Genomic DNA, 16,082 nt, shown 5'->3' with positions numbered 1-16,082 from the left:
AGCTCAGCCCTCGCCCAGCCGTCTCGCCTCGACCGTGATGGGCAGGCGCGTGTCGGCTGCCATCGCCGGCATCTCCAGCGTCCAGCCGTTATCGAGCTCCACCTTGCCGCCCCAGATCGCCGGCTGCTCGGCGCTCACGATGCGCGCCTCGAGATCCTTCTTCGCCACGTAGATCGAATAGTGGCCGGCCGCTTCCTTGCGCACGGTGACTTTCATCGCATCGTTTCCTCTTCGTCGAAATGGAGCTCATCGTCCTCGTCGCAGGTGCCGGAGGAGGGCGCATCGAGCGAGCGCAATTCGCGCCCCTTCATGCCCACCACGTAGCCCAGGTCGACGAAGTCGATGCCGTAGATGTAGAACTGCTGCAGGAAGGTGCCTATGCTCTTCACGTAGCCGACGTCGCCCTTCTTTACCAGCACGTCGCCGATCTCGCGGCCGTGGAAGGTGCCGTCGTTCCTGACGTTCTTCCGCGAGATGACCTTCTCGCCGTAGTCGAAGGCCGGCTGCCCGTCGAGTTCGACGATGTCCGAATCGCGCGCGAACATGATTCCCTCCTATGCCTTGGTGCAGCTGCTGCCGGGCTTGAAGAATTTCACCGCGACCGCGGCGCCGGGCGCCTGCGCGCCGGTCCCCGAGCCGCAGCCGCAGCCCTCCGCCGCGCCCTCCTTGTGGTAGCTCAGGCGGCTGTCCACGCTGTTCTCGGTGAAATCCACCGTGTAGCCGCGCAGTAGCGCGCAACTGTCCTCAGTCAGGAACAGGCGCACGCCGAGCTGCTCGATCACCGCGTCGCCCGCGGCCGGTGCGGTCTCGACCGTGAAGCTCGAATCGAAGCCCGAACAGCCGCCGGGCTTCACGGACAGCCGGAAGCCGCTGTCGGCGCTGCCGCCGCCGAAGCGCACGATGCGCTTCATGAAGCCGGCGGCGGCGGGGGTCAGGGTCACGCACATGGTCATTCCTCCTCAGGCTGCGATGGTGGCGGCGCCCGCGACCGACTTTGCGAACCAGTCGATCAGCGAGGCCTCGATGTATTCGTGCGCGTAGTCCTCGACCGCGACGATGCCCGCCGTCGCGAGGTCCTTGCGCGGACAGTGGCCGATCTTCGCGACGAACACCGCGCCGCAGCCCGCGAGCGCCTCGACGATGCCCGGCAGCGCCTCGTCATCGTCATAGCCGCCCTGGCAGTACAGCGACACCTTGCGATGGCCGACGAACTTCGCGCCGGTGGCCGACACCTCGTACACCTGGAATTCCTCGGCGTGGCCGAAGTGCTGGTTGATCCGCCCCGACCCCTTGGTCGCGACCGCCACCAGCCGCGTCTCGGCCGTCGTGCTGAGCTGGGACCTGGCCGCATCCGCCGCCTCGATCTGATCGGCGCGCTCGCGCTCGACGAAGCTGCGATAGGCCGCGCGCGACTCGGCGACAGCCGCTGCATCGACCCCGGCCGCCATCGCGTCGATGTTCTGCGACGTGAACTCCGCGCCGCGGTCCTCGCCCAGCATCCCGACCGCATCGGCTCGGCACTGGCGGCAGTGGCGCATCATCTGCATCTCGCCCTCGCACGCATCCTGCAGCGCCTTCAGCTCGGCCGGCGTCGGCCCGCGCTGCCCCGTCAGGCCGAAATGCGTGCCGTGCGCCGGGTCCGAGATCAGCGGCATGATGTTGTGCAGGAAGGCCCCGCGCGACTTCACCGCCTCGTTCACCTCGGCAAGGTGGCGGTCGTTGATCCCCGGGATCATCACCGAGTTCACCTTCACCAGCACGTCGGCGGCGACGAGCATCTCCAGCCCCAGCATCTGGCGCTCATGCAGGATGCGCGCCGCCTCCAGCCCGCGCCGGCGCTTGTGGTCGAAGAAGATCCACGGATAGATGTGCGCGCCGACCTCCGGGTCGATCATGTTGATCGTGATCGTCACGTGGTCCACGCCCAACGCCTTGATGCGCTCGACGTGGTCGGGCAGGGCCAGCCCGTTGGTCGACAGGCACAGCCGGATGTCGGGCGCCGCCTCCTTGATCAGCTCGAAGGTGCGGAAGGTCCTCTCCGGGATCGCCAGCGCGTCGCCCGGTCCCGCCACTCCGACGACGGACAACTGCGGGATGCGTGCCGCCACCGCGAGCACCTTTTTCGCCGCCAGTTCCGGCGTCAGCTTCTCCGACACCACTCCCGGCCGACTCTCGTTCGCACAGTCGTACTTGCGGTTGCAATAGTTGCACTGGATGTTGCAGCCGGGGGCGACGGCGACATGCATGCGCGCGAAGTGGTGGTGCGCTTCCGCGCTATAGCAGGGGTGGTCGTGCACCCGGTCGCGGATGTGCTGGGGCAGGCCGGCGGAACTACCCGAACCGCAACCGCCCTTGGTCGCCGTCCCGCAGGTGCTGCCGCGCCCCGCGGCGCCGGTCGGCGCCAACGGGATCACGCGGCGGGCAGGGGTTGCTGGCGACGGCGAAGCGGACGGCAGGGGCGCAGGCATGGCATTCTCCCTCGGGCATATGGGGTCGGCGCGGCTGCGCCATCGATACCCTCACTGCAATGCCCGTGCCATCCGTGCCTTGTTGCTCTAGTGCGTTGATTGGTAACGATATGTTTAGGGTGTGTGGCCCGGCCGGACCTGTGTACGGTTCGGGACAATCGCGGCGCAAGCGCGACACTCGCACCCCGCCGGCCGCTCAGCCCGTGGTCCCTGCGGGTTCGGCCGGGGCCTGGGCGACGCGCACGCAATTGCGGCCCGCCTGCTTCGCCTCGTACAGCGCGGCATCGGCGCGCGTCAGCGTGGGCTCGAGCGAGCGCTCGCCGCGCGCACTCGTCGCGACCCCGACGCTGATCGTGACCGGCCTGGGCGCCGTCACTTGCGTCGCGACCGCTGCCCGCAGCTTCTCCGCCACGTGGGTCGCCCCCTCCGTGCCGGTGTCGGGCATCAGGACGAGGAACTCCTCGCCGCCGTAGCGCCCGACGACGTCGCTTCCGCGCACCTCGTCGCGCAGCAGTTGCGAAATGCGGCGGATCGCGTCGTCGCCGGCCAGATGGCCGTAGGTGTCGTTGATCTCCTTGAAGTGGTCGATGTCGATCATCAGCATCGACAGTTCGCCTCTGCGATCGAGCACGCGCCCGAACTCGTCCGCGTGCGCCATGATCGAGCGCCGGTTATGCACCCCGGTGAGTCCGTCGAGGCTCGCCTGCTCCCGCTGCATGCGGCTGATCGTCGCCGCGCGCCGGGCGATCGCGACGATGGCCGCGCTCAGCGCCAGCCACAGGAAGCACACGATGGTCAGTCGCTTGCGCCACGGCGCGAGAAGCTCGGCGACCGGCAGCGTCGCCGCGGCCACCATCGGGTAGCGGCGCAGGTGCTGGTAGGCGACGATGCGCTCCTGCCCGTCGAGTGGCGACACGGTCACCGTGCTCGCATAGGGATTGCCGGCCGACACCGCGCTGCGTTCGGCCGAGAGCGGCAACTGCTTGCCCACGTGGCGTTCGTGATCGGGCGTGCGCGAATACACGCGGGCGTCCTCGCTGAGCAGCGCCTGGCTGACACCGCGGCGCGGGTTGCGCAGCGTCAGCCGCTCGCGCAGCAGGTCGACGTCGATGATCACGACGAGGACATTGGCGAGTCCGCCCGCCGGGTCACGCAGGGCTTCGCTCAATGCGAAGAACCACCGACCGGCATGCACCTTCGACAGTTGCGGCGGGCCGACGTAGAGCGGGCTGCCGGACCGCAGGTGAGCGGTGAAATACTCGCGCTCCGCGACGGACGGAGGCGTGCCCGAGCCCGTCCAGTGTACGATCCGTCCATCGCCCGACAGGATCAGCAGATCCATGAGGTGCGGCGCGGCGTTGCGCAGGTCCAGCAGCGCCGCGCGTACCGCTTCGGGATCGGGGCGGCCGGCGGCGACTGGCGGCTTCACGAGCAACTCCATCGCGTGCAGCAACTGCTCGCCCGACTCCAGCGTCCCCGCGGCGATCAGCGCGGTCTGGCTCGCCATCTGCTCGGCTGCCTCGATGCCCTCGTCCATGATCGTGCGGCGGTCGGCAATGCCGTACCACCCGAACAGCCCGGCCAGCACCATGATCGCCATCGTCGCGACGAAGAGGACGCGCTGGCGCGGCACGTTCGGGAGGATCGGGTCGTCCGGGCGGGCGGGAGTCGGCATCGTTACAGGCTCGTCAGACAGCCACTCATTGTCACATGGAGATCTCCCCTGTCAGCTGCGGCATTACCCATTGGGGTTCCAATCGCACACTGTCTGTCAGATACCGCACATTGTCGCGACAAATCCGCGATGTGCCGGGCGCGAGTGCGGCAGCTACGCGGAAAGGAACCGGTGGCATGGTTCTCGCTGAACGAGCCCGATCAATCACCACGCGAGGCCCTGCCATGACTCATCCCGCCCTGTTCGCCGCGCTCGACGGCAAGCTCCTGTCCCCGACCTTCTCCGGCCCCACCGGCAAGACCGCCCGCTACGGCTTCCGCGGCGAACTCGGGCTCAAGTTCCCGCCTTCGGTCGCCGGCGAAAAACGCCCGCCCGAAATCAAGGCCGACCAGGTCATCCTCGCGGTCGAAGGCGAGACGGTGAGCTTCCTCGCCCTGCACGTCGATTCGCTCGCCCACCTCGACGAGGTTCGCGCCACCTTCGGCGCCGCACTCGTGCCGACCGGCAAGTATTTCGTCTTCGCGGGCAACGTCGACATCTCGAAGAAATACCTGCTCGACATCGACGGTGTCAGCTACCACGTCCTCCCCCTCGACGAAGCGACCGTCTACAACGAGCTCCTCGACCTCCTGTACCTCGAAAAGGGCGACCTCAAGAAGATGTCCTCCGAGGCCAAGATCGACGCGATCGTCGACTCCGCGGCGAAGGTGGGCGGCGGTTTCCCGCGCGCCGAGTACGCGCAGGCACTGGCCGAGATGGGGCCGGTGAAGGTCGCCGACAACCGGCCGGTGTGAGCGGCCCTTTCGCCTCAACCCGTCCGAGCGCCGGTGGGGTGGGCTGTCGGGCTGTCCGTGAGCGCCTGCCCGGCAGCCCACCCCGCCGGCGCGTATTCGCAGCACGGGCGCCATCAAAGCTGCTTCACCTCCACGTTGTACTTGCGCAGCGCGTAGCCGATCTGCCGCGGCGTGAGCCCCAGCATCCGTGCGGCCTTCGCCTGCACCCAGCCGCAGCGTTCCATCGCATCGACCAAGCGCTCGCGCTCGCTGGCCGGCGCCCGGGCGGCCGCGCCCTCGTTGTCCGCCTCGGCCGGCGGGACGGGCGCCGTGCGCGTGGGGGCAAGGCCGCGCGCCGGCATCCCGATCATCGGGAAGCACGCCCGCGACTGCGCGCTCTCCAGCAGCACTGCCGAGAAGCACTGCCCCTTCTGGCAGCGCATATCCACCTCGCGAATCGTGCTCGAGCGCGTCATCGTCGCCGCGCGCTGGATGCAGTTCTCCAACTCGCGCACGTTGCCCGGCCAGTTGCACTGCATCAGGATCTCCAGCGCCCCCGGCGTCATCGTCAGCTGGCGGCGGTTCTCGCGATTGAAGCGGTCGAGGAAGAAGTCCACCAGCAGCGGGATATCATCCTTGCGCTCACGCAACGACGGCATGAAGATCGTCACCACATTCAGGCGGAAATACAGGTCGGCGCGGAACTCGTTCTTCTGCACCATCTCCTCCAGGTTGCGGTTCGTCGCCGCCACCAGCCGCACATCGGCGCGCAACGTCTTGTTGCCTCCGACGCGCTCGAACTCCTGCTCCTGCAGCACGCGCAGCAACTTTGCCTGGAAGGCCGGAGAGATGTCGCCGATCTCGTCGAGGAAGATCGTGCCACCCTTCGCCAACTCGAAACGCCCCTTGCGCTCCGAGGTCGCGCCGGTGAACGCCCCCTTCTCGTGGCCGAAGAGCTCCGACTCCAGCAGCGTTTCCGGCAGCGCCGCACAGTTCAGCTTCACGAACGGGCCTTTCGCCCGCGGCGACAGGTAATGGATCGCATGCGCGATCGCCTCCTTGCCGGTGCCCGACTCCCCGCGCAACAGCACCGTCGCCCCCGATGGCGCCGCCTGATGCACGTCCGCGAACACCTCCTTCATGCGCTTCGAGCGCCCGACCACGTTCTCGATGTCGTAGCTCCCCTGCAGCTGCTTCTGCAGACGGGCGGACTCCTCGATCAGCACCTGCCGGTCCGCCGCCACCGACTGGTGCAGACGGTAGGTCTGCGCCAGCAGGTTCGCGACCAGCGACAGGATGCGCACGTCGCGCTCGAAGTTGACCGGCAGCTCGGCGTCGGGATGGCGGTCGGCCGAGAGGATGCCGATCACCTCGCGGTCGAGCTTCAGCGGCACCACGACGTAGGAAACCCCTGCGAGCTGCTGTGGGTCGCGCCCGGTGCGGTTGGTGAAGTTCGTGTCCGCGGCGATGTCCGGGATCACGATCGGCGAGCCGCTGCGGATCACCTTCGAGATCACCCCTACGCCGGGGTCGAGGATGGGCGCCTCGCTCATCGGCCACGGCACGCCCGCTGCACCAAGAATGTGCAACTGCTCGTCCGTCTGCACCAGACCGACCAGCGCGTGGCGCATGTGGAGCTGCGTCAGCAGCAGGCGCAGCACGCTCTGCACGCACTGCCTGAAGTCGAGCGATGAGGTCAGAACCTTGCTGATCTCGTAAATTGTCAGCAGATCGATGTCGGATGTGCGGCGATGATGGCCGGAGTGCGTCATGGCGGAACCTGTATTTCCATGTTTGATGCATGGTCTTCCGCAAGAACCGCACCACGTTTGCTGCGGCGCAAAAGATACACGCCCGGCGAGGTGCTGCGGCTCGCGTGTGGTTGTCGCCGCGCTGGGAGTCTGTCAAGAAAAACTGCTAGAATCACGAGCTACGCTTTTTGCGCCCAATTTTTCGCTGACCGATTCAAACCGGAGTTTTTTCAAATGGCTATCGAACGCACCCTGTCCATCATCAAGCCCGACGCCGTCGCCAAGAACGTGATCGGCAAGATCTACCAGCGCTTCGAAGATGCGGGTCTCAAGATCGTCGCCTCGAAGATGGTGCACCTGTCCGAGCGCGAGGCCGGCCAGTTCTACGCCGTGCACAAGGAACGCCCCTTCTTCAAGGATCTGGTGTCCTTCATGATCTCCGGCCCGGTGATGATTCAGGTCCTGGAAGGCGAGAACGCAATCACCAAGAACCGTGACCTGATGGGCGCCACCGACCCGAAGAAGGCTGCCGCCGGCACCATCCGCGCCGACTTCGCCGATTCGATCGACGCCAACGCCGTCCATGGTTCGGATGCGCCCGAAACCGCCGCGGTCGAAGTCTCGTTCTTCTTCCCGGGAATGAACGTTTACGCCCGCTAAGCCTCTCAGGGCTACGCCCGCGGATCGGCCCGCGCACTTCGTGCAACGCGGGCCGATTGCATTTTGAGGGCAGTACAGGAAACACATGGAAACACCGGTCAATCTGCTCGATTTCGACGTCGACGGCCTCGTCGCCTGGTTTGCCGAGCGCGGCGAGAAGCCCTTCCGTGCGCGTCAGGTGATGCGCTGGATGCACCGCTTCGGCGAAACCGATTTCGACAACATGACCGACGTCGCGAAGAGCCTGCGCGCGAAGCTCGCCCAGGAGGTGTGCGTCCGCCCGCCGCAGGCCATCCGTGACAGCGTGTCGGAAGACGGCACGCGCAAGTGGCTGCTCGACGTAGGCAATGCGAACGCGGTCGAGGCTGTGTTCATCCCCGAGACCAACCGCGGCACCCTGTGCATCTCGTCGCAGGCCGGCTGCGCGCTCGACTGCGCCTTCTGCTCGACCGGCAAGCAGGGCTTCAACCGCAACCTGTCGGCGGCCGAGATCATCGGCCAGTTGTGGCTCGCGAACAAACTGCTGGGCGGCACGTCGACGCCGGCCGGGGCCAAGGACGCCGAGGGCGACGCGGATAACGGCCGCGTCATCAGCAACGTCGTCATGATGGGCATGGGCGAGCCGCTCGCCAACTTCGACAATGTCGTCACCGCGCTGCGCCTGATGCTCGACGACCACGCCTACGGCCTGTCGCGCCGCCGCGTCACCGTGTCGACCTCCGGCATCGTGCCGGCGATGGACCGCCTGCGCGACGAATGTCCGGTCGCGCTCGCCGTGTCGCTGCACGCCCCCGACGACGCGCTGCGCGACCGCCTCGTGCCGATCAACCAGAAGTACCCGCTGCGCGAGCTGATGGCCGCGTGCCGGCGTTACCTCGAGCGCGCCCCGCGCGACTTCGTCACCTTCGAATACGTCATGCTCGACGGCGTGAACGACTCCGACGCGCATGCGCGCGCGCTCGTCGCCCTCGTGCGCGACGTGCCGTGCAAGTTCAACCTGATCCCGTTCAACCCCTTCCCCAACTCGGGTTTCGGTCGTTCCCAGCCCGAACGCATACGCCGCTTTGCAGGTATCCTGATCGACGCGGGCATCGTCACGACGACCCGCAAGACCCGTGGCGACGACGTCAATGCCGCCTGCGGCCAGCTCGCGGGGCAGGTCCAGGATCGCACGCGTCGCACCGTTCGCCTTGTCAAACCGATGGAGGATCGTGCATGACCCGGCTCTTCGTGAAGCTGTCGCTTCCGCTGTTCGCGCTGGCGCTCGCCGGCTGCAACGCCACCATGAACGCCGCCGGCACGCCGCTCGCGGATCGTCCCGTGGCGGACATGCCGGTGTCGGGCAAGGGTGAGGCAACGGCCAAGGTGCACGTCGAACTGGGCGTGGCCTACCTGCAGCTCGGCAACTACGCCGTCGCGCTCGATGAAGCGCGCATCGCGCTGCAGAGCCAGTCCAATTACGCGCCGGCCTATCACCTGATGGGGCTGGTGTACATGGCCATCGACGACGCCAGCGCGGCGCGCGAGCACTTCCTGCGCGCACTCGAGGCCGCGCCGAACGACCCCGAATTCAACAACAGTTTCGGCTGGTTCCAGTGCATCAACGGAAATGTGCAGGACGGCCTGGCGCGACTTGCCTCGTCGGCGCGCAACCCGTACTACCGCACCCCGACCCGGCCCTACACCAACGCCGGCCTGTGCCAGCTGCGCCAGAACAACGATGTGGCCGCGGAGGCGGAATTCCGCCGCGCTTTGCAGGCCGACCCGGCGAACCGTCAGGCGATGTATCAGCTCGCCGGCATCTCCTACCGGCGCGGCGCCTACGACGTCGCAAGCGCGCTGCTGGTCGACCTGCATCAGCAGGGCGAGCCGACGCCGCAATCGGTGTGGCTGGGGCTGCGCACCGCGCGCCGCCAGGGCAACCGTGACGCCGAAGCCAGCTACGCGGCGCAGCTGCGCGGCCGCTTCGCCGACAGTGCCGAATACCGGACGATGATTCAGGGAAATTACGAGTGACAGAAGTGCATCTGGACCAGCAGGGGGCGGCATCGACCGACCTCGCTGCCGAGATGGGCGCGCAACTTCGGCAGTTGCGCGAAGCCCGTGGCGAAACGACGAGCGACGTCGCGCATTCCCTCAAGCTGACCAGCCGGCAGATCGAGGCGATGGAGGCGGGGCGGCTCGACCTCCTGCCCGGCGCCGCGTTCGCGCGCGGCTTCCTGCGCAACTACGCCCGCTACCTCGGTGTCGATGCGGCGACCGTGCTCGCGGCCTTCGATGCCGAAGTCGCCCCGCGCGTTCTCGAACTCGCGCCGGTGTCGAACGCCGTAGGCGTCATGCCCAGCGGCAGCGGCGGGCGCGCGGTGCAAATCCCTGCGGGACTGATCGCCGGCGCGCTTCTGCTCGTGGTGCTGGTGGGCTGGTACTTCGACTGGTTCCGCATGCCCGCGGAGACCGCCGAAGTCACGGAAACCGTCGTCGAACCGGCGACGCAGGCGGCCCCCGCCGTGACCAGCGTCGCTGCGGCGCCGCAAGGTCAGGTGTCGGAGTCCGCGCTCGCCGCGAGCGGCGTCGTGCCTTCGCTTCCGGTCGCTGCTCCGGCTACGTCTGCCGCGCCTGCGCCGGAAACCGCGGCGGTGCAGGCTCCGGCGGCGCCCCCGTCCGCTGCGCTTGCGCCGGTCCCCGCTGCCGCCACGGCCGTCCCGCCGGCGGTGGTGCCGCCAATTGCTGCCACTCAGGCGGCGCTACCCGCCGCCGAGGGCGTCGAACATATCGTGTTCCGTTTCGAAGGCGAATCCTGGATCGAGGTGCGCGATGCGCGCGGGTCCATCGTCTATTCGGGCGTCAATGGCGCCGGCAGTTCGCGCACCGTGCAGGGCAAGCCGCCCTTCGCGCTGGTCGTCGGCAACGCCAGGCAGGTGTCTCTCGACTATCGCGGCAAGCCGTACGACATGAAGCCTCACGTGCGCGTCAGCGTCGCTAGATTCACCCTGGAGTGAGCTGAATTGGCTACAACCCCCACCCCCGACAATCACGCCGGCCCCCTGCCGCGGCACCGTACGCGCCAAGTCCGCGTCGGGCGCGTGCTGATCGGTGCCGACGCACCCGTCGTCGTGCAGTCGATGACCAATACCGATACCGCGGATGTCCTCGGCACCGCGATGCAGGTTGCCGAACTCGCACGCGCGGGTTCCGAACTGGTGCGCATCACCGTCAATAACGAAGCTGCCGCCAAGGCCGTCCCGCACATCCGCGACCGTCTGCTGGCGCTGAACATGGACGTCCCGCTCGTCGGCGACTTCCACTACAACGGCCACAAGCTCCTCACCGACTTCCCCGCGTGCGCCGAAGCGCTCGCGAAGCTGCGCATCAACCCGGGCAATGTCGGCGCGGGCGTCAAGCGCGACCCGCAGTTCGCGGCGATCGTCGAACTCGCCTGCAAGTACGACAAGCCCGTGCGCATCGGCGTGAACTGGGGCAGCCTCGACCAGTCCGTGCTCGCGCGCGTCATGGACCACAACGCCAAGCTCGCCGAGCCGCGCGATGCCGGCGCGGTGATGCGCGAAGCGCTCGTCGTCTCCGCACTCGAATCCGCGGCCAAGGCCGAGGAATACGGCCTCGGCGGCGACCGCATCATCCTGTCCGCGAAGGTGTCGAGCGTGCAGGACCTGATCGCCGTGTATCGCGAGATGGCGCGTCGCTGCGACTACCCGCTGCATCTGGGCCTGACCGAGGCTGGCATGGGTTCCAAGGGCATCGTCGCCTCGACCGCCGCGCTCGCGGTGCTGCTGCAGGAAGGGATCGGCGACACCATCCGCATCTCGCTCACGCCTGAACCCAACGGCAGCCGCACGCAGGAAGTCGTCGTCGCGCAGGAAATCCTGCAGACCATGGGCCTGCGCGCGTTCACGCCGATGGTCACCGCCTGCCCCGGCTGCGGCCGCACGACCAGCACCTTCTTCCAGGAGCTCGCGTCGACCATCCAGACCTACGTGCGCGAGCAGATGCCCGCGTGGCGCGACCAATACGACGGCGTCGAGAACATGACCCTCGCCGTCATGGGCTGCGTCGTCAACGGCCCGGGCGAGAGCAAGCACGCCAACATCGGCATCTCGCTGCCCGGTACCGGCGAGACCCCCGCGGCGCCCGTGTTCGTCGATGGCGAAAAAACGGTTACGCTGCGCGGGGATAACATCGCGGCCGAATTCATTGCGATCATCGACAACTACGTCGCGACCAAATACACAAAAAAGGCGGCCTGAGCCGTCCAGCCATGAGCGAAAAGAAAACAGTAATTCAGACACTGCAGGCCGTGCGCGGGATGAACGACATCCTGCCCGACGACGCCGAGGCCTGGGAACACTTCGAAGACATCGTGCGCGACTGGCTGCGCAGCTACGGCTACCGCCCGATCCGCATGCCCATCGTCGAACCGACGCCGCTGTTCAAGCGCGCCATCGGCGAAGTCACCGACATCGTCGAGAAGGAGATGTACTCCTTCGAGGATGCCCTCAACGGCGAGCTCCTGACGCTGCGCCCCGAAGGTACCGCGTCCTGCGTGCGCGCCGCGATCCAGCACAAGATGCTCGCGACGGGCGCCCAGCGCCTCTACTACCACGGGCCGATGTTCCGCCACGAGCGCCCGCAGAAGGGCCGTTATCGCCAGTTCCACCAGATCGGCGTCGAGGCTCTGGGCTTCGACGGTCCCGACATCGACGCCGAGCACATCCTGATGTGCGCGCGCCTGTGGGACGACCTCGGCCTCGAGGACGTCAGGCTCGAACTCAACTCGCTGGGCTCCAGCGAGGAGCGTGCGCGCCACCGCGCCGAGCTGATCGCCTACCTGTCCGCGCACCAGGAACGTCTCGACGAGGACGGCAAGCGCCGCCTGCACACCAACCCGCTGCGCATCCTCGACACCAAGAACCCCGACCTGCAGGAACTCGTCGAAGCGGCGCCGCGGCTGATCGACTTCCTCGGCGATGACTCGCTCCGGCACTTCGACGGCGTGCAGGCCCTGCTCAAGGACGCCGGCATCCCGTACCGCATCAACCCGCGTCTCGTGCGCGGCCTCGACTACTACAACCGCACCGTGTTCGAATGGGTCACGACGCGGCTCGGCGCCCAGGGCACGGTGTGCGCGGGCGGCCGCTACGACGGATTGGTGGAGCAGCTCGGCGGCAAGCCTGCGCCGGCGGCCGGCTTCGCGATGGGCGTCGAGCGCCTGCTGGCCCTGTGGCGCGACGGCGGCGGCGAGGTCGAGCGTGCGCTGCCCGACGTGTATGTCGTGCATCTCGGCGAACAGGCCCAGCGCCTTGCCTTCCGCGCCGCCGAAGCGCTGCGCGGCTACGGTTTCGCGGTGCTCACGCACTGCGGCGGCGGCAGCTTCAAGTCGCAGATGAAGAAGGCTGACGCCAGCGGCGCGCAGCTCGCCGTCGTCATCGGCGACGACGAGGCCGCGGCGGGCGAGGTCGGCCTGAAGCCCCTGCGCGGCCCCGGCGGCCAGCAGCGCGTCGCCCTCGAAGTCCTCGGCGATGTCGTCGCCGAATGCCTATTTACTGAAGAAGAAGAGGAAAACGATGGCAGTGTATGACCTCGAAGAGCAGGAACAGATTTCCGAACTGAAGGCCTGGTGGGTCCGGTACGGCAATTTGGTGACTGCGATCGCCGTGGCTGCCGCGCTGGCCTCGGTCGGCTGGCAGGGCTTCCAGTACTACAAGAACCGTCAGGCCAGCGATGCCGGTGCGCTGTACTTCGCGCTCGAACAGGCGGTGATGAACGGCGACGCGCAGAAGACGCGTGAAGCGGCCGGGCAGCTCATCGAAAAATTCCCCTCGACGGCGTATGCGGAAATGGCTGCACTGGCCTCGGCCGGCGTGCAGGTCGAGAAGGGCGATGCGAAGAACGCGCGCGCCCAGCTCGAATGGCTGCTCGCCAAGGGCAGCGATCCCGCGTTGAAGGACATCGCCCGCCTGCGCCTGGCTGCCCTGCTGCTCGATGAAGGCGCTTTCGATCAGGCGCTCGCGCAGCTCACGAATGCTCCCGCCCCGGCCCTGAAGGCGCGTTTCGAAGACCTGCGCGGCGACGTGCTGGCAGCGAGCGGCAAGCCCGCCGAGGCCCGCAGCGCCTATCAGGCTGCACTCGATGCGCTGGCCGCGGAAGGTGCCGACGGCAGCGAAACCCTGCGCGAAGTCATTCGCGTCAAGCAGCAGGCCCTGGAGAGCTGATCGATGAAGCGACCGTTCACCGCGCTCGCATTGGCGGCCTCGCTGGCGCTGCTTGCCGGCTGCTCCTCGCTCAACCCGTTCGCCGAGTCGGGACCGAAGCCGGCCAAGCTGCCCGACTTCAAGGCCTCGGCCGAGTTGCGCCCGGTGTGGCAGGCGCGCATCGGCAAGTCCGGCCCCTACGTGTTCCAGCCCGCCGTCGTCGGCGAGGACGTCTATGCTGCCGCCCATGACGGCGCCGTCGCGCGCTTCAAGGACGGCAAGGCAGTGTGGTCGGTCAACGCCGCCAAGCGCCTGTCCGCAGGCGTGGGCAGCAACGGCAAGCTCGCCGTCGTCGCCACCACGGCCGGCGAGGTCGTCGCGCTTGACGCGGCGAACGGTGCCGAGCGCTGGCGCGCCGCGATCGGCGCGGAAGTGCTCGCCGCCCCGGCGGTCGGCGACGCGATCGTCGTCGTGCGCGCCTCCGACAGCCGCCTGATCGGTCTCGATGCCACCAACGGCGCACGCCGCTGGGTGTTCCAGCGCGCGACGCCGCCGTTGTCGCTGCGCAGCTTCGCCGGTGTCACGCTGGAAGGCCCGGCCGCAGTGGCCGGCTACCCGGGCGGCAAGCTCGTCGCGGTAAGCCTCGCCAACGGTGGCCAGCTCTGGGAGCTGACCGTCGCGACGCCCAAGGGCTCGACCGAACTCGAGCGCGTCGCCGACGTCGCCGGCACGCCGGTGATCGGCCGCAAGGAGCTGTGCGCCGTCGCCTTCCAGGGGCGCGCCGCATGCTTCGATGCCACCAACGGCAACGCGCTGTGGTCGCGCGACTTCTCCAGCAGCGTCGGCATGGATCGCGACAGCCGCTTCGTCGTGATCACCGACGACAACGACGCGGTCCATGCGCTCGACGGCACCAGCGGCGCGAACGTGTGGAAGCAGGCAGCACTGCAGCGCCGCGCCCTGTCGCGCCCGTTGATCGTCGGTGACTTCGTCGCGGTCGGCGACTTCGAAGGTTATATCCATCTGCTCAAGCGCGATGACGGCAGCTTTGCCGCCCGGACGCGCGCCGACAGCAGCTCCGTTACCGCCGACCCGCGCCGTTTCGGGCGAGACGGCTTCGTCGTCCAGACGCGCGATGGCGGCATCCATGTGTATGAGGCCCGCTGAGCGGGAATGAGCGCTTGAAACCCACCATCGTCCTCGTCGGTCGTCCCAACGTCGGTAAGTCGACGCTGTTCAACCGGCTCACGCGCACGCGCGACGCCCTCGTCGCCGACCAGCCCGGCCTCACGCGCGACCGCCACTACGGCATCGGCCGGGTCGGCGACCGCGACTATCTGGTCGTCGATACCGCTGGCTTCGATCCCGTCGCCAAGACCGGCATCATGCACGAGATGGCCCGCCAGGCCGAACAGGCGATCGCCGAAGCCGACGTGCTGCTGTTCCTCGTCGACGGCCGCGCCGGCCTGACGCCGCACGACGAGCAGATCGCCTCGCGCCTGCGCCGGGCCGGGCGCCCCGTGCATCTGGTCGTGAACAAGGCCGAAGGCATGGAGCGCAGCATCGTCGCGGCCGATTTCCATGCGCTCGGCCTCGGAGCGCCGCTGCCGGTCTCGGCCGCCCACGGCGACGGCATCAAGCAGGTCATCGATCTGGTGCTCGCCGACTTCCCGCTCGATGATGAGCCGGGCGAGGCCGAGGATCGCGGCCCGCGCATCGCGATCGTCGGCCGCCCGAACGTCGGCAAGTCGACGCTCGTGAACAGCCTGCTCGGCGAGGAGCGCGTCATCGCCTTCGACATGCCGGGCACCACGCGCGACGCCATCGCGATCCCGTTCGAGCGCGACGGCCGCAACTACACGCTGATCGACACGGCCGGCCTGCGTCGCCGCGGCAAGATCTTCGAGGCCATCGAGAAGTTCTCCGTCATCAAGACGCTGCAGGCGATCGAGCAGTGCAACGTCGTCGTGCTGGTGCTCGACGCGGCGCAGGACATCTCCGATCAGGACGCCCACATCGCCGGCTTCATCCTCGAATCGGGCCGAGCCCTGGTCGTCGCGGTGAACAAGTGGGACAGCGTCGATGACTACCGCCGCGAACTGATCAAGCGCGATATCGCGCACAAGCTCGGTTTCCTGTCCTTCGCGCGCTTCCACTACATTTCCGCGCTCAAGGGCGCGGGCGTGGCCGCGGTCATGAAGTCGGTCGATGCCGCCTATGCGGCCGCGATGGTGAACCTGTCGACCCCGCGCCTGACCCGCACGCTGCAGGCTGCGCTCGCGAAGCAGGCGCCGCCGCGCCACGGCATCTCCCGTCCGAAGATGCGCTACGCGCACCAGGGGGGGAACAACCCGCCGGTCGTGGTCATCCACGGCGCCGCGCTCGACCACGTCCCCGTGTCCTACGTGCGCTTTCTGGAACGTACCTTCATCGAGGCGTTCAAACTGCAGGGCACGCCGTTGCGGATACAATTCCGCACCTCGCACAATCCGTATATCGGAAAAGACTAGTTTCCAACTCCACACCGGGATCGATTGTTCGTGCAAATG

General features: G+C 67.8%; 16 protein-coding genes. 10 read left to right on the top strand and 6 right to left on the bottom strand.

The features are described 5' to 3' along the window. Positions 1–3 precede the first annotated feature (3 nt). From nifT to GPA27_RS08710, 5 genes are all read right to left on the bottom strand, one after another. Entirely contained in the window at positions 4–216 is a 213-nt protein-coding gene (gene nifT / locus GPA27_RS08730) for a putative nitrogen fixation protein NifT (protein ID WP_076601592.1), read from the bottom strand. Further along, on the bottom strand, positions 213–545 hold the full coding sequence (locus GPA27_RS08725; protein ID WP_211164898.1) for a nitrogen fixation protein NifZ: 333 nt from the start codon (positions 543–545) through the stop codon (positions 213–215). The genes nifT and GPA27_RS08725 overlap by 4 nt, the downstream gene beginning before the upstream one ends. Positions 546–554: 9 nt before the next feature. Continuing rightward, complete coding sequence (locus tag GPA27_RS08720; protein WP_169139555.1) at positions 555–947, bottom strand: HesB/IscA family protein; 393 nt, start codon at positions 945–947, stop codon at positions 555–557. 12 nt (positions 948–959) lie between these two features. Beyond that, complete coding sequence (gene nifB, locus GPA27_RS08715) at positions 960–2,468, bottom strand: nitrogenase cofactor biosynthesis protein NifB (RefSeq protein ID WP_169139553.1); 1,509 nt, start codon at positions 2,466–2,468, stop codon at positions 960–962. A 196-nt stretch (positions 2,469–2,664) separates the two neighbouring features. Next, positions 2,665–4,143, bottom strand: a complete 1,479-nt coding sequence (locus tag GPA27_RS08710; RefSeq protein WP_169139551.1) for a GGDEF domain-containing protein — start codon at positions 4,141–4,143, stop codon at positions 2,665–2,667. Positions 4,144–4,367: 224 nt separating this feature from the next. Here GPA27_RS08710 and GPA27_RS08705 point away from each other — a divergent pair, with 224 nt between their 5' ends. Continuing rightward, entirely contained in the window at positions 4,368–4,937 is a 570-nt protein-coding gene (locus tag GPA27_RS08705) for a hypothetical protein (RefSeq protein WP_169139549.1), read from the top strand. A 113-nt stretch (positions 4,938–5,050) separates the two neighbouring features. Here the strand turns inward: GPA27_RS08705 and nifA are convergent, their stop codons facing one another. Next, positions 5,051–6,688, bottom strand: a complete 1,638-nt coding sequence (gene nifA / locus GPA27_RS08700; RefSeq protein ID WP_169139547.1) for a nif-specific transcriptional activator NifA — start codon at positions 6,686–6,688, stop codon at positions 5,051–5,053. A 213-nt stretch (positions 6,689–6,901) separates the two neighbouring features. Between nifA and ndk the strand changes: the two genes are divergently transcribed. The 9 genes from ndk to der all read left to right on the top strand — a co-directional run bounded on the left by ndk (position 6,902) and on the right by der (position 16,043). Then, positions 6,902–7,327 carry a nucleoside-diphosphate kinase gene (gene ndk, locus GPA27_RS08695; protein ID WP_169139545.1) on the top strand — a complete coding sequence of 142 codons (426 nt, stop codon included), beginning with the start codon at positions 6,902–6,904 and terminating at the stop codon, positions 7,325–7,327. Positions 7,328–7,412: 85 nt separating this feature from the next. Next, entirely contained in the window at positions 7,413–8,546 is a 1,134-nt protein-coding gene (gene rlmN, locus GPA27_RS08690; RefSeq protein ID WP_169139543.1) for a dual-specificity RNA methyltransferase RlmN, read from the top strand. After that, positions 8,543–9,343: a type IV pilus biogenesis/stability protein PilW gene (gene pilW / locus GPA27_RS08685; RefSeq protein WP_169139541.1), complete on the top strand. Its 801-nt coding sequence runs from the start codon at positions 8,543–8,545 to the stop codon at positions 9,341–9,343. Before rlmN ends, pilW begins: the two co-directional genes overlap by 4 nt. Beyond that, entirely contained in the window at positions 9,340–10,326 is a 987-nt protein-coding gene (locus GPA27_RS08680) for a RodZ domain-containing protein (protein WP_256222861.1), read from the top strand. Before pilW ends, GPA27_RS08680 begins: the two co-directional genes overlap by 4 nt. Positions 10,327–10,332: 6 nt before the next feature. Further along, the gene (gene ispG / locus GPA27_RS08675; protein WP_169139539.1) at positions 10,333–11,589 is read left to right on the top strand and encodes a flavodoxin-dependent (E)-4-hydroxy-3-methylbut-2-enyl-diphosphate synthase; all 1,257 of its coding nucleotides are present in this window, start codon (positions 10,333–10,335) and stop codon (positions 11,587–11,589) included. Between the two features lie 11 nt (positions 11,590–11,600). Next, positions 11,601–12,920, top strand: coding sequence for a histidine--tRNA ligase (gene hisS / locus GPA27_RS08670; protein WP_169139537.1), 1,320 nt, complete (start codon positions 11,601–11,603; stop codon positions 12,918–12,920). After that, on the top strand, positions 12,907–13,554 hold the full coding sequence (locus tag GPA27_RS08665) for a tetratricopeptide repeat protein (protein ID WP_169139535.1): 648 nt from the start codon (positions 12,907–12,909) through the stop codon (positions 13,552–13,554). Before hisS ends, GPA27_RS08665 begins: the two co-directional genes overlap by 14 nt. A 3-nt stretch (positions 13,555–13,557) precedes the next feature. Beyond that, a complete protein-coding gene (gene bamB / locus GPA27_RS08660; protein WP_169139533.1) occupies positions 13,558–14,700 on the top strand; it encodes an outer membrane protein assembly factor BamB in 1,143 nt (380 codons plus the stop codon). A 14-nt stretch (positions 14,701–14,714) separates the two neighbouring features. Continuing rightward, positions 14,715–16,043: a ribosome biogenesis GTPase Der gene (der, locus tag GPA27_RS08655; RefSeq protein ID WP_169139531.1), complete on the top strand. Its 1,329-nt coding sequence runs from the start codon at positions 14,715–14,717 to the stop codon at positions 16,041–16,043. Positions 16,044–16,082: the final 39 nt, after the last annotated feature.

Origin of the sequence: Aromatoleum toluolicum (genome assembly GCF_012911005.2) — a bacterium.
GTDB classification, from domain to species: Bacteria; Pseudomonadota; Gammaproteobacteria; order Burkholderiales; family Rhodocyclaceae; genus Aromatoleum; species Aromatoleum toluolicum.
This window is presented reverse-complemented; position numbering and strand designations above follow the sequence as displayed.

Coding starts and splice junctions, on each gene's coding strand:
- GPA27_RS08705 (WP_169139549.1), top strand. CDS start 4,368: ATGACTCATCCCGCCCTGTTCGCCGCGCTCGACGGCAAGCTCCTGTCC.
- ndk (WP_169139545.1), top strand. CDS start 6,902: ATGGCTATCGAACGCACCCTGTCCATCATCAAGCCCGACGCCGTCGCC.
- pilW (WP_169139541.1), top strand. CDS start 8,543: ATGACCCGGCTCTTCGTGAAGCTGTCGCTTCCGCTGTTCGCGCTGGCG.
- nifT (WP_076601592.1), bottom strand. CDS start 216: ATGAAAGTCACCGTGCGCAAGGAAGCGGCCGGCCACTATTCGATCTAC.
- nifB (WP_169139553.1), bottom strand. CDS start 2,468: ATGCCTGCGCCCCTGCCGTCCGCTTCGCCGTCGCCAGCAACCCCTGCC.
- bamB (WP_169139533.1), top strand. CDS start 13,558: ATGAAGCGACCGTTCACCGCGCTCGCATTGGCGGCCTCGCTGGCGCTG.
- GPA27_RS08725 (WP_211164898.1), bottom strand. CDS start 545: ATGTTCGCGCGCGATTCGGACATCGTCGAACTCGACGGGCAGCCGGCC.
- hisS (WP_169139537.1), top strand. CDS start 11,601: ATGAGCGAAAAGAAAACAGTAATTCAGACACTGCAGGCCGTGCGCGGG.
- GPA27_RS08720 (WP_169139555.1), bottom strand. CDS start 947: ATGTGCGTGACCCTGACCCCCGCCGCCGCCGGCTTCATGAAGCGCATC.
- GPA27_RS08665 (WP_169139535.1), top strand. CDS start 12,907: ATGGCAGTGTATGACCTCGAAGAGCAGGAACAGATTTCCGAACTGAAG.
- nifA (WP_169139547.1), bottom strand. CDS start 6,688: ATGACGCACTCCGGCCATCATCGCCGCACATCCGACATCGATCTGCTG.
- rlmN (WP_169139543.1), top strand. CDS start 7,413: ATGGAAACACCGGTCAATCTGCTCGATTTCGACGTCGACGGCCTCGTC.
- GPA27_RS08710 (WP_169139551.1), bottom strand. CDS start 4,143: ATGCCGACTCCCGCCCGCCCGGACGACCCGATCCTCCCGAACGTGCCG.